Source organism: Streptomyces sp. CB01580, assembly GCF_001905795.1.
GTDB lineage: Bacteria > Actinomycetota > Actinomycetes > Streptomycetales > Streptomycetaceae > Streptomyces.
On the sequence record NZ_LIXJ01000019.1, the window covers coordinates 48,435 to 61,052 of the forward strand.

At 73.5% G+C, this 12,618-nt stretch carries 13 protein-coding genes; 7 read left to right on the forward strand and 6 right to left on the reverse strand.

The genetic code is table 11. The features are described from left to right. Positions 1 to 56: 56 nt before the first annotated feature. The gene (locus AMK22_RS24720; protein WP_073788411.1) at positions 57 to 3,155 is read left to right on the forward strand and encodes an NACHT domain-containing protein; all 3,099 of its coding nucleotides are present in this window, start codon (positions 57 to 59) and stop codon (positions 3,153 to 3,155) included. 122 nt (positions 3,156 to 3,277) lie between these two features. Here AMK22_RS24720 and AMK22_RS24725 read toward each other — a convergent pair whose 3' ends face one another. Beyond that, complete coding sequence (locus AMK22_RS24725; protein ID WP_073788413.1) at positions 3,278 to 3,991, reverse strand: VIT1/CCC1 transporter family protein; 714 nt, start codon at positions 3,989 to 3,991, stop codon at positions 3,278 to 3,280. A gap of 255 nt (positions 3,992 to 4,246) precedes the next feature. Between AMK22_RS24725 and AMK22_RS24730 the strand changes: the two genes are divergently transcribed. The 5 genes from AMK22_RS24730 to AMK22_RS24750 all read left to right on the forward strand — a co-directional run bounded on the left by AMK22_RS24730 (position 4,247) and on the right by AMK22_RS24750 (position 9,212). Continuing rightward, complete coding sequence (locus AMK22_RS24730) at positions 4,247 to 5,245, forward strand: DEDDh family exonuclease (protein ID WP_073788415.1); 999 nt, start codon at positions 4,247 to 4,249, stop codon at positions 5,243 to 5,245. A 64-nt stretch (positions 5,246 to 5,309) separates the two neighbouring features. Then, entirely contained in the window at positions 5,310 to 5,543 is a 234-nt protein-coding gene (locus AMK22_RS24735; protein ID WP_073788416.1) for a hypothetical protein, read from the forward strand. A 174-nt stretch (positions 5,544 to 5,717) separates the two neighbouring features. Continuing rightward, positions 5,718 to 6,533, forward strand: a complete 816-nt coding sequence (locus tag AMK22_RS24740; RefSeq protein ID WP_073788418.1) for an SURF1 family cytochrome oxidase biogenesis protein — start codon at positions 5,718 to 5,720, stop codon at positions 6,531 to 6,533. 103 nt (positions 6,534 to 6,636) lie between these two features. After that, positions 6,637 to 8,451 (forward strand): glycoside hydrolase family 15 protein, encoded by a 1,815-nt coding sequence (locus AMK22_RS24745; protein ID WP_073788420.1) that lies wholly within the window; start codon positions 6,637 to 6,639, stop codon positions 8,449 to 8,451. 5 nt (positions 8,452 to 8,456) lie between these two features. After that, positions 8,457 to 9,212, forward strand: coding sequence for an SDR family oxidoreductase (locus tag AMK22_RS24750; protein ID WP_073788422.1), 756 nt, complete (start codon positions 8,457 to 8,459; stop codon positions 9,210 to 9,212). Positions 9,213 to 9,319: 107 nt separating this feature from the next. Here AMK22_RS24750 and amaP read toward each other — a convergent pair whose 3' ends face one another. From amaP to AMK22_RS24775, 5 genes are all read right to left on the reverse strand, one after another. After that, positions 9,320 to 9,898, reverse strand: a complete 579-nt coding sequence (amaP, locus tag AMK22_RS24755; RefSeq protein ID WP_073788564.1) for an alkaline shock response membrane anchor protein AmaP — start codon at positions 9,896 to 9,898, stop codon at positions 9,320 to 9,322. Positions 9,899 to 9,903: 5 nt separating this feature from the next. Next, positions 9,904 to 10,599: a DUF6286 domain-containing protein gene (locus tag AMK22_RS24760; RefSeq protein WP_073788424.1), complete on the reverse strand. Its 696-nt coding sequence runs from the start codon at positions 10,597 to 10,599 to the stop codon at positions 9,904 to 9,906. Next, positions 10,596 to 10,946, reverse strand: coding sequence for an Asp23/Gls24 family envelope stress response protein (locus AMK22_RS24765; RefSeq protein WP_073788562.1), 351 nt, complete (start codon positions 10,944 to 10,946; stop codon positions 10,596 to 10,598). Before AMK22_RS24765 ends, AMK22_RS24760 begins: the two co-directional genes overlap by 4 nt. A 5-nt stretch (positions 10,947 to 10,951) precedes the next feature. Then, on the reverse strand, positions 10,952 to 11,143 hold the full coding sequence (locus AMK22_RS24770; protein WP_073788426.1) for a hypothetical protein: 192 nt from the start codon (positions 11,141 to 11,143) through the stop codon (positions 10,952 to 10,954). A 63-nt stretch (positions 11,144 to 11,206) separates the two neighbouring features. Continuing rightward, positions 11,207 to 11,677, reverse strand: coding sequence for an Asp23/Gls24 family envelope stress response protein (locus AMK22_RS24775; protein ID WP_073788428.1), 471 nt, complete (start codon positions 11,675 to 11,677; stop codon positions 11,207 to 11,209). Positions 11,678 to 11,770: 93 nt separating this feature from the next. Here AMK22_RS24775 and AMK22_RS24780 point away from each other — a divergent pair, with 93 nt between their 5' ends. Beyond that, complete coding sequence (locus AMK22_RS24780) at positions 11,771 to 12,505, forward strand: hypothetical protein (RefSeq protein ID WP_073788430.1); 735 nt, start codon at positions 11,771 to 11,773, stop codon at positions 12,503 to 12,505. Positions 12,506 to 12,618 lie beyond the last annotated feature (113 nt).

Genomic DNA, 12,618 nt, shown 5'->3' on the forward strand with positions numbered 1-12,618 from the left:
CGGCGCGGGCGTCGTACGATCCCTGTGAACGGAACCACCTCGGGGGAGGAACTGCCATGCAGGGTTTGGACGTTGCGGTGCTCCGGCTGGCCACGACGGTGGCCGGCGCGGTCGCCAGGTCGTTGGTGCGGCCGAGGACCGGCGCGGGGCTGGTCCCCGATCCGGTGCGCCCACTCCCCCGCCCGGCGAAGCCGGACCGCCTGGCGAAGGTGCTCGGGAAGCGTCTGACGGAGTCGTACGCGGATCTCCCCGAGCACGAGCGGCTGGCCGCCGTGGACGCGGTACGGGACGCGTTCGCGGCGGCGGGCGGGCTGACGGCGGACCGGCTGTTCGCACTGGACCTGGATCCGGCACGGCTGCGCGCCGAACTGCCGGTGCCCGCCGCGGGCCTCGGGGAGCGCGCGAGCGACCTGTACGAGGAACTGCTGGGCCGGTGCTGCGAGCACGTCGTGGAGCAGTTGACCGCCGAGCCGTCGTTCGCGGCGCGGGCGGCGGTGGAGCAGGTCCGTTCGGCCGCGCGGACGAGGGAGCTGATGGAGGACGTCCGTTCCCGGACGGGTCCGCGCCCGGAGGCGGCGGCCCTGGACTTCGAGCAGCGGTACGCGGACTTCGTGGCCGTCACGCACAGCCGGATGGGACTGTTCGGGCTGACGCTGGGGCGCTCGGCGGGCGAATGGCCGCTGGAGACGGCCTACATCGGCCTGACGGTGAGTTCCCACGACTCCTCCGGCCCGCAGTGGTGGGAACTGCCCGCCCCGGACCGGGTGACGGTCAGGGTCGAACAGGCGCTCGCGGACACCAGCCGGCTGCTGCTGCGCGGGCCCGCGGGTTCCGGGAAGAGCACGCTGGTGCAGTGGCTGGCGGTGAACGCCGCGCGCCGCACCTTCGCCGACGGGCTCGCGGACTGGAACCGCTGCGTGCCCTTCGTCCTGCGGCTGCGCGCCTTCACCTCGTACGAGTCCCTGCCCGTGCCCGACGACTTCCTGCGCGCGACCGGCGTCCCGCTGCACGGCGCGGCGCCCCCGGGCTGGGCGGACCGGCTGCTGGCCGAGGGCCGGGCGCTGGTCCTGGTGGACGGGGTGGACGAGGTCCCGATGCGACTGCGCAACCGGACCGAGCGCTGGCTCAAGGACCTGATCGCGGCCTATCCGCAGGCCCGCTACGTGGTGACGACCCGGCCCTCCGCCGTCCCGGACGGCTGGCTGGACCGACAGGGCTTCGTCGCGCACTCCCTGCAGCCGATGGAACGGGAGGACATCCGCTCCTTCATCGGGCACTGGCACGACGCGGCACGGACGGAGTGCCCGTCCGGGGACGAGCGGACGAGGCTCGACACGTACGAGGAGGCGCTGCGCCGGGCGGTCGGGACGCGCCGGGACCTGGGCCGGCTGGCGACGAACCCGCTGATGTGCGCGCTGCTGTGCGCCCTCAACCGGGACCGGCGGATGCAGCTCCCGCGCGCCCGCAAGGAGTTGTACGACGCCGCGCTGGACATGCTGCTGGTCCGCCGGGACACCGAGCGCGAGATCGTGGGTGTGGAGGGCGTCGACCTGACCCGCGAGGAGCAGACGGCGCTGTTGCAGCGGCTGGCGTACTGGCTGATCCGCAACGGCCGGCTGGAGGCGGACCGCGCGCAGGCGGTGGCACTGCTCGGGGACTGGCTGCGGGCCATGCCGCAGGTGCGGGGCACGGCGGAGCAGGTGTTCTCGCACCTGCTGATCCGCAGCGGTCTGCTGCGCGAACCGGCCCCGGGCGCCGTGGACTTCGTGCACCGGACGTTCCTGGACCACCTGGGCGCGAAGGCGGCTGTGGAGGCCCGGGACTTCGGGGTGCTGGTGCGCAACGCGCACGACGACGGCTGGGACGACGTGGTGCAGATGGCCGTGGGGCACGCCCGGGTGGACGAACGGAGCGAGCTCCTGCGCGGGTTGCTGCGCCGTGCGGACCGGGACCCCGACCTCGGCCACCGGCTGGTGCTGCTCGCGGCGGCGAGCCTGGAGCACGCCCCGGAGCTGGAACCGGACGTCCGGCAGGAGGTGGAGCGCCGGACCGCGAAACTGCTGCCGCCGGCCACTCCGGAGGACACCGATGCGCTCGCGAAGGTCGGTGAACTGGTGCTGGGACTGCTGCCGGGCCCGGACGAGGTGAACGAGCGCGAGGCGGCCGAGATCGTGCGGACGGCGGCGGAGATCAAGGGTGACGCGGCCTACGAGGTCATCGGCCGCTTCCGGTCGGACGACCGGTTCCTGGTGGCTGACGCCCTCTCCGATGCGTGGAGTTCCTTCGACGCGGAGACCTACGCGCGCGAGATCCTGGCTGACCGGTCCTGGGACTCCGGACCGCGTGTCTACGTACGGACCGAGGCCCAGCTGGCCGCGCTGCGTCACATCCCCACCGTGCGAGGCGTGCATGTCCAGGGAGATCACGCATGCTTCCCGGACGTCACCTCCCGGACGGATGTGGAACGGCTGTTCGTCTTCCGCAACCAGGCCCTCGACGAGCTGAGTCACATCGCGGCCATGCCCCGGCTGCGCGAGGTGGGCCTCAGCATGTGCCCGCGGATCAGGGAACTCGGTCCGCTGGCCCGCCCCGGTCTGGAATGGCTCTCCCTGGTCGAACTGCATCCGGACCTGGACCCCGGCCCCCTGCGCGACATGCCCGATCTGCGCAGACTCACCCTGGGGCACGCCCCCCTCATCGAGTGCATCGGCGAACTTCCCGTCGGCCGACGGATCACCAACCTGACGCTTCGCATCCAGAACCGGCCCATGCGCCTGGAGGGACTGGAGCGCTGGACCGCCCTGCGCACACTGTCCCTCTGGGACAACACGCATCTGCTCCAGCTCACCGGTGCGCCGCCACTCGCCGGCCTGGAATCGCTCATGCTGAATCGGCTGTCACCGCTCGACCTCCGACTGCTGTCACCGCTCACCGGACTGCGCACGCTGAGCCTGTCCGGGTGCGAGGTACCCGACGGCCTGGGCCCCCTGCGCGAGCTGCCCCGCCTCACCTCCCTCGACCTGACGTCACTGTCCGGCCCCGTCGACCTGTCCCCGCTGAGCGATCAAAACGAGCTGACCATCACTCTCTCGCACCACACCCGGGCCGTCGGCACCGAACTCTTCCCGCCGGAGCGCATCGTCCGGCGTGCCTGAGTCCGGAACGCACGCATCGGGCAGCTCTCAGGCGGACCGGAGGAATCAGGCGTACCGGAGGAACACCGGGCGCAGCCCGGCCATGGGCGCATTGCCCGGTACGCCGGGCGCCCATGGCGCCCCTACACCCCCACCGCCCCCAGCAGCTCTCCCGCCGCATAGGTGACCGCCATCGCCAGCGCTCCCCCGCCCATGTTCCTCGCCACCGCCGGCCACGGGGCCGCGTCGCCCAGGCGGGCGCTCCACCAGCCCGTCAGCGCCAGGGCCGCGAGCACCGAGAGCACGGTCACGAGCAGGCGCAGCGACGCGGGCGGCAGCACGATCGCCAGCAGGGGCAGCAGCGCGCCCACCGTGAACGCCAGGAAGCTCGCGCCCGCCGCGTGCCACGGGTTCGTCAGCTCGTCCGGGTTGATGCCGAGTTCCACCTCCGCGTGGGCGCGCAGCGCGTCGCGGGCGGTGAGCTGGAGGGCGGCCTCGCGGGCGACCTCGTGGCTCAGCCCCTTGTCCTCCAACAGGCCGGTGAGCTCGACCAGTTCCGCCTCGGGAGCCTCTGCGAGCTCGTACTTCTCGGTGGCCAGCGCGGCCCGTTCCGAGTCGCGCTGGGTGGAGACCGACACGTACTCGCCCGCCGCCATCGACATGGAACCGGCCAGCAGCCCGGCCAGACCCGCCGTGAGCAGGGTGCCCCTGTCGCCGGTGGCGCCGGCCACGCCGACGACGAGTCCCGCGGTGGAGACGATGCCGTCGTTGGCGCCGAGGACCGCGGCGCGCAGCCAGTTCAGCCGGGCGCCGAGCCCGTTGCCGTGCGGTTCGTCATGCGTCCGGATATCCGTCATCGGGGGATGGTCTCACCCCGCCCGGCCGCCGGTCGCGCACCGACCCGGCCCGCCGTCGCGGAACCCGGGCGGTCTTCGGACGTCCGGGAACGGGCGGGGCCGCGTCGTACCCGCCGGAACCGATGTGCGGACTCCGGGAAAGAGCCTGCTCACGGGCGCGGGAGAGGGCACGTCCGCCGGGGCCGGAGACGGCCGGAACAGGGGCGGCGGGGCACGGCCGGAATAGGAGACTGTCAGTCGCGGCCCGTATTCTCTGTGACCATGCTCGACGACCGCCAGACCGCAGCACCGTGGCCGACCGCGTACCCCCGGGGGTACGCGGTCGTCGACGTGGAGACCACCGGCCTCGCCCGCGACGACCGGATAGTCTCCGCCGCCGTCTACCGTCTGGACGAGCAGGGCGACGTCGAGGACCACTGGTACACCCTCGTCAACCCGCAGCGTGATCCCGGCCCCGTCTGGATCCACGGACTGACCAGCGATGTCCTCGAAGGCGCCCCGCTCTTCCCGGAGATCGCCGCCCAGCTGTCCGAACGGCTCGCGGGCCGTGTGCTCGTCGCGCACAACGCGGCCTTCGACTGGTCGATGCTGGCCCGGGAGTACGCCCGTGCCTCGGTCACCGCCCCCGTCGAGCAGCGGCTGTGCACCATCGCGCTCGCCAAGGAACTGCGGCTGCCGCTGCCCAACCACAAACTGGAGTCGCTGGCCGCGCACTTCGGAGTCGTGCAGCGGCGCGCCCACCACGCGTTGGACGACGCCCGGGTGCTGGCCGAGGCGTTCCGGCCGAGTCTGCACGCGGCGGCGCACGGCGGGGTGCGGCTGCCGTTGCTGGAGTGCCGCCCGTTGACCGAGTGGTCGGACTCCCCGGTCACGCCCCGGATCGGCTACCAGCCCTCGTACGGGCAGAACAGCTGGCGCCCCTCGCGCAAGCGCCCGGCGTGCCCGTATCCGAACCCCGGCAGGTACGAGAAGGACAAGCCGCTCATGCAGGGCATGCGGGTGGCGTTCTCCGGGGACACCTCCATAGACCGCGAGCTGCTGGAGGACCGCGCCGTCGAGGCCGGACTGCACGTGGCGACCAGCGTGTCCCGCCTGACGAGTCTGCTGGTGACCAACGACCCGGACGCGGCGACGTCGAAGACGGTGAAGGCCAAGTCGTTCGGCACGCCGATCCTGGACGAGAGCGCGTTCACCCATCTGCTGCGCGACGTGGCCCCCGCGGCGACGCGGCCGCACGCGCCGTCATCGGAGTGAACCGGGGGCGACTCGCCCGTCCGCCGCTCGCCCACCGCCGCCCCCGCGTCCGACCCTGTGGCGCATGGCACGTTGTGAGGTTTGCGGAAACGACTACGGCATGTCCTTCGAGGTGCACGCGCAGGGCGCGGTGCACGTCTTCGACTGCTTCGCCTGCGCCATTCACCGCATGGCACCCATCTGTGAACACTGCCGGGTCCAGATCATCGGCCAGGGCGTCGAGGTCGGCGGCCACTGGTACTGCGGCGGTCACTGCTCCCGCGCCGAGGGGAGGGTGGGCATCATCGACAAGGTCTGACCACGGCCCGCCGTCCGCTCCCCTTCACCGGTCCGTCCCCTCGTTCCCGGCCCCTCGGCCCTCGTCCCTTCGGCCCTGCCCTCGTCCCCGGTCCCTCGTCTCCCGCCCCTTCGGCCCTGCCCTCTTCCCCACCCCTGCGCGTTGCGCCCCATGACGCAGTTGTACGGTCGTGGGGTGTACCGCTTCCTGTTGACCCGGCAGTGGCTGCTCCTCGCCCTCCTCGTCCTCGTCCTGATTCCCACGATGGTCGAGCTGGGCTTCTGGCAGCTGCACCGGCACGAGCACAGGGTCGCGCAGAACTCCCTGATCTCGCGCAACCTCAAGGCGGCCCCCGTTCCGGTCGCCTCGCTCACCTCGCCGGGGCACACGGTCCCGCGTTCCGACTACTGGCGCACGGTGACGGCCACCGGCACGTACGACACCGCGCACCAGGTGGTCGTGCGCCGCAGGACCTCCACCGAGGACCGGGTCGGCGTCCATGTGCTGACCCCGTTCGACCTCAAGGGCGGCGGGACGGTCCTGGTCAACCGCGGCTGGGTGCCCGCCGCCGCCAGCCAGCGCGCCTTCCCCGAGGTCCCGCCCCCGCCGCGGGGCGAGGTGACCGTCACCGGACGGCTCAAGGCCGACGAGACGACGAGCACCAGCGGCATCAAGGACATCTCGGACCTGCCCGACCGCCAGGTGATGCTGATCAACAGCTCCCAGGAGGCCGAGCGGCTGTCCCGGCCGGTGCTCGGCGGCTACATCGAGCAGATCTCGCCCGAGCCGTCCGGCGGCTCCCCGGAACTGATCGCGGCCCCCGACGACAGCTCGATCGGCCCGCACATGGCGTACGCCGTGCAGTGGTGGCTGTTCGCCGCCGCCGTCCCGGTCGGTTTCGTGATCCTCGCCCGCCGGGAGAAGCTCGACCGGGCCACGGCCGCGGCGGCCCAGGCCGCCGAGGAGCGGTCGGCGTCCGAACCGGAGCGGACGGAACCCGCCACGGCCTGACGCCCGGGTCCGGCCCGGACCCGGGCGTCGCCGGTGGGCGGCGGAGCGTCGCTCGTGGGGTGCGACTGCTTAACAGGGCCTATGTTCGGGAACACGCCAGAACGTGACCCCACGCATCGAGGACTACGCCCTGATCGGCGATCTGCAGACGGCCGCCCTGGTCGGCAGGAACGGTTCCGTCGACTGGCTCTGCCTGCCCCGCTTCGACTCGGGCGCCTGTTTCGCGGCCCTGCTCGGCGACGAGGAGAACGGCCACTGGCGGATCGCGCCGCAGGGCGGCGACGTCTGTACCCGACGCGGCTACGCGGGTGAGTCCCTCGTCCTGGAGACGTTCTGGGAGACCCGTACCGGCACGGTCAAGGTCATCGACTTCATGCCGCAGCGCGACCAGGAGCCCGAGGTCATGCGGATCATCGAAGGCATCAGCGGCAGGGTCGAGATGAGTTCCGTGATCCGGCTGCGCTTCGACTTCGGCTCGGTCGTGCCGTGGATGCGCCGCTCGCAGGGGCACCGGGTGGCGGTCGCCGGACCCGACTCGGCCTGGCTGCGCAGCGAGCCGCCGGTCAAGACCTGGGGCCAGCAGTTCTCCACCTGTTCGTCGTTCACCGTCGCCGCGGGTGAACGGGTCGCGTTCGTGCTGACCTGGCACCCCTCGCACTCCCCGCGCCCCGACCTCGTCGACCCGTTCGAGGCGCTGGAGAACACCCTCGCCGACTGGACCGAGTGGTCGGCCACCTGCCGGTACCGGGGCCCGTACCGGGAGGCGGTGATCCGCTCGCTGATCACGCTGAAGGCACTCACCTACGGTCCGACGGGCGGCATCGTGGCGGCACCCACCACCTCGCTGCCCGAGGAGATCGGCGGCGTACGGAACTGGGACTACCGCTTCTGCTGGCTGCGCGATTCCACGCTGACCCTCGGCGCCCTCATCTCGGCCGGATATCTGGAGGAGGCCGCGGCCTGGCGGGACTGGCTGCTTCGGGCCGTCGCCGGTGACCCCGCCGACCTCCAGATCATGTACGGCCTGTCGGGCGAGCGCCGGTTGCCCGAGGCGGAGCTGCCGTGGCTGCGCGGGTACGAGAACTCCGCTCCGGTACGGATCGGCAACGCCGCCGTCCGCCAGCGCCAGCTCGACGTGTACGGCGAGGTCATCGACTCGCTGCGGCTCGCCCGCGAGGCCGGTCTGGACGACCAGCCGCACGCCTGGAGCCTCCAGCTGAGCCTGCTCGGCTTCCTGGAGTCCACCTGGCGCGAGCCGGACGAGGGGCTGTGGGAGATCCGCGGGCAGCGCCGCCACTTCGTGCACTCCAAGGTCATGGCCTGGGTCGCCGCCGACCGTGCCGTGCACACCCTGGAGAAGAACCCGGCACTGGCCGGGGACGCGAACCGGTGGCGGGCGATGCGGGACGCCGTGCACCGGGAGGTGTGCGAGAAGGGCTTCGACCCGGTGCGCAACACCTTCACCCAGTCCTACGGCTCCCGGAACCTGGACGCCGCGACCCTGCTGATCCCCCGGACCGGCTTCCTGCCCCCGGACGACCCCCGGGTGATCGGCACGGTCGACGCGGTCCGGCGGGAGCTGGGCAGCGACTGCCTGGTCCGCCGCTACAGCACGGACGGGTCCTCGATCGACGGGCTGCCCGGCCGTGAGGGGACGTTCCTGGCGTGCTCGTTCTGGCTGGCCGACGCCCTGACGATGACCGGGCGGGCCGAGGAGGCCAGGAACCTCTTCGAACGCCTGCTGAGGCTGCGCAACGACGTGGGGCTGCTCGCCGAGGAGTACGACACCGTCACGCATCGGCAGGTCGGCAACTTCCCGCAGGCGTTCAGCCACATCGGGCTGGTGAGCACCGCCATGACCCTGGCCGGCGAGGATACGACGGAGACCGACACCCTGGGGCCCGACCAGGCAGGATAGGGCGCATGGATCTTGGATTGAAGGACCGTGTGTACATCGTCACCGGCGCGAGCCGGGGGCTGGGCAACGCCACGGCGCGTGCCCTGGCCGAGGACGGCGCCCGGGTGATCATCACCGGCCGGGACGAGAGGCGTGTCGAGGCGGCGACCGCGGAGCTGGGGCCGGACGCCGTCGGAGTCGTCGCCGACAACGCCGACCCGTCCTCGGCGCAGCGCCTGGTCGACGGCGCGCACGAACGGTTCGGGCGGCTGGACGGCATCCTCATCAGCGTGGGCGGCCCGGCGCCCGGCTTCGTCGCCGACAACACCGACGAGCAGTGGCGGTCGGCCTTCGAGTCGGTGTTCCTGGGGGCGGTCCGTCTCGCCAGGGCCGCGGCGGCCTCCCTCGGCGAGGGCGGTGTCATCGGCTTCGTGCTCTCCGGCTCCGTGCACGAGCCGATCGCCGGGCTGACGATCTCCAACGGGCTGCGCCCCGGCCTGGCCGGTTTCGCCAAGTCCCTGGCCGACGAGCTCGGGCCCCGGGGGATCCGGGTGGTGGGCGTGCTGCCGGGCCGGATCGACACCGACCGGGTCCGTGAACTCGACGCCCTGTCGGGTGACGCGGAGGCCGCCCGCGCCGCCGGCGCGGCGCTCATCCCGCTGCGCCGGTACGGGGCTCCGGAGGAGTTCGGCCGGACCGCGGCGTTCCTGCTCTCTCCCGCGGCGTCCTATCTGACGGGGGTCATGCTGCCGGTCGACGGCGGCTTCCGGCACGGCTTCTGACCCGGCGCGATTCCTGCCCCGGTCCGCCCGGACGGCGGCCCCCGGCACGGTTACCGGACCGGTCCGTCCGGGCCCGGAGCCGACGGCAGCCACCACCGCCGCCACCGTCAGCTCACCCGCTCCGGGCGGTGTCCGACCGCCCCGAGCCGGACCTCGGCGGGCAGCGCGGCCAGCCCCGCGGAGTCCCGTGCGTGCGCCAGCGCCTCGTCGGTGAGCCGGCCGAGTGCCTCGTGCGGTGTCGCGTGCGGCTCCAGCAGCAGCCGCACCGTCGCACGCGGCGCGTCGCGGCGGCCGGTCAGCGCCACCCGGGCGCGGGCCACGCCGCCGAGGGCCGCCGCCTCGTCGGCGAGCGCCGTCTCCAGGGCCCGGCCCCGCAGCAGCGCCCCCTCGCCGTCGCCGCTGTCCACCAGCACCTCGGCGAGACGGGCGCGGCGCGCCTGGGCCAGCAGCCACCACAGGGCGAGGACGACCGCGGCGGCGAGGGCCGCGATCACCGCGGGCCACCACCAGCCCTCGTCGCGCCGACGGACCCGGTCGGCGGCGCCGAGCAGCACGTCGTCCCCGCCGTGCCAGGGCCACCAGGACGGCACGGACAGGCCGAGCCCGGCGGCGAGCACCGCGCCCCCGCCGCAGATCAGCAGGAGTCCGGCCAGGCCGAGCAGTACCCGGTTGACGGTCCTGAGCAACGGGCTCACCCCTTCCTCGTGGGACGGCGGACGGACAGGCTCACGCGCGGCGCCCCGGCCAGTCCCAGTTCCCCGATGCCGGTGCCGATGACGGTGTCCAGGTCGGCCCGTACGTCGTCGAGGCCCCGGAAGTGCGACACCGCGCGCAGCCGGACCCGCCCGCGGCCCACCCGGACCCGGGCCGACCGCACCCCGGACACCTCGAGGGCCCGGTCGCGCAGGACCAGGGCCGCCGCCGAACGGTCGATGCCGGCCCGTACACCGTGGCGGTCCCGGCGCATCGGCAACAAGCCTCGCAGCCCCGGGGACAGCGCGAGCACGAGCAGCCACAGACCGATCGCCACCGCGAACGCCGCACCGGTCAGCACCCACAGGTCGTGCAGCGGCCGGTCCGCTAGTTCGCGGGCCAGCACCCGGCGCCATCGCATCGCGGGCCGGCCTGCCCGTACCGCCGCCACGTCGTAGAGCAGCAGACCCGTACCGCCGAGGACCACCAGGGCGAGCAGCGCCGCGGGGACGCGGCGCACCGACCAGAAGCGGCCGGCCCGGGCACCGCGCCGGTGCCGCGCGCGCACCGGGTCGTGCGTGGCCGACGAGGCGGACGCGCCTGACGGGTCAGGGGCGGGAACATCGCCCTGGTCGCCGGTACGGTCCTCGGGCGGGTGCCCGGTGCCGTACCGAGGGTCGGGGGGCCCGCTCATCGGACCCTCCCGCCCACCGCCGTCGGGTGCAGGCGCTCGACCCGCACGGCCACCTCCGGCACCTCCATCCCGGCCAACGCGCTCACCCGCTCGGTGACGTGTCTGCGCACGCCGCCGCACTGGCGGCCGATGTCCGTGGGGTACGCGAGTTCCAGGCCGATCCGGACCCGGGCGACGCCCCGGCGCACCGTGACCGTGGCACGCGGCGGGGCGCCCTGCTCCGGTGGCTCGTCGATCGCTTCTCTCGCCGCCTGCGCGGCGATCTTCGCGACCACCCGGTCGGCGATCCTGGTCTCTCCGCGCTCACCTGCGGCGACCCGGCCGCCCGCCCCCGACGGCACCGTCAACGCCGTCACCGCCGTCGGTCTCCGCGCTCGCGACCCCGGAGGAAGTCACCGGGCGCCAGGTCGCCCTCCAGGAGCCGGCCGATGACGAACCCGACCGCTCCCAGGGCCGCCACCAGCAAGAACGCCCCGAATCCGCCGAAGTATCCGGCGAATGCGAGTACCATGCCGGCCACCATGCCGACCATCGCCATGCTCATCGTGCGCTCCTCAACTGTCTCGGTGACCGCCCGGGCCTCTGCGCGGACTCTCCGCCCGGAGGTCTATTGGAGGCGTGGCTCGGGCTGCTCGTCGTCGGGTTCGTCGGGCAGCTTCACGTCGCTCACGGCGATGTTGACCTCGACGACCTCCAGGCCGGTCATCCGCTCGACCGCGGCGATGACGTTCTCCCGCACGTCGCGGGCGACATCGGCGATCGCCACCCCGTAGTCGACGACGATCTCCAGGTCGAGCGCGGTCTGCGACTCGCCCACCTCCGCCTTCACTCCACGGGTGACGGACCTGCCGCCGCCCGGTACCCGGTCGCGCACCGCCCCGATCGTGCGCGAGAGCCCGCTGCCCGTCGCATGGACACCGGCCACGTCCCGCGCCGCCATGCCCGCGATCTTCTCGACGACGCCGTCCGCGATGGTCGTGCGCCCACGGGTGGCGGGGTCTCCCCCGCCGCGCTTGATGAGCGTGCCCGGTTCCTCGTCGGGGTTCCCGTGACGGACCCGTTGTGTGGTGTCGGTCATCGCCACTCTTCCTTTCGGGGGCAGATTGGACCTCTTTGCCCACATTAGGTGCGCTTGCTCCGTCTCGCGCCGCGGATACGGCAGTCTGGGCCGATGACGACGACCGATGGGCCGCACGGGGACGACACATGGGCGGCGACGATCCGGCGGCGGACCCGCCTGGGGCGGCTGCTTCCGCTGGGTGACCCGGAGGACGGCGCCTGGATCGCGGAGCGGGCGGCGGTCGCGGTGCTGCGGGAGGCGGCGAGCGGGCCGGGGACCGGGTCCATGCCCATGCCGGTGCTCCGGAAGCTGAGGGTCCGTTCGGCCGATCCGCGCCCGGTGTCGAAGGGGCGGGTGCAGCCGCCGCCGAGTGCGTTACCGCCGGGCCCGCTGCGGATGGAGGCGACCATGGCGGCGTTCTCCGGCCCGCCGCTGCCCGCCGCGGCGGAGGCACTGCGCACGGCGCTGCTCTCGGCGGCCGACCGGCACCTGGGCCTGGTCGTGTCCGGGGTGGACCTGCGGGTGACGGAACTGCTGGACGCGCCGCCCGCGCCACGCGTGACCGCGGCGGTCGGGGCGGACGAGGTGTGTCCGGCGCAGGCGGAGGGGGAGGTGGCGGCCGTCGCCGCGGGCGTGCCCGGTGTGGCGACGCTGACCGGGGTACTGGGCGAGGCCGTCCACACGACACCCGGGCGGGTACGGATCGAGTTCGCGACGGAGCGGGGGCACAGGGCGCTCGACGTGGCGCGTGCGGTGCGGGGCGCGGTGGCGGACGCCGTGCCCAACCGGCCCTCGGTGACCGTACTGGTCACGGCGGTGGTGACGGCCACGCCCACCGACCCGTGACGGCCCGGCACGTGACGCTCCGACTCGCGATGGTCCGTGAACCGCTCGCGGACGGCTCACGCGCCGCGGCCGTCAACGCATCCGGACGAGCCGCAGGACCCGGCCCGCCCGGA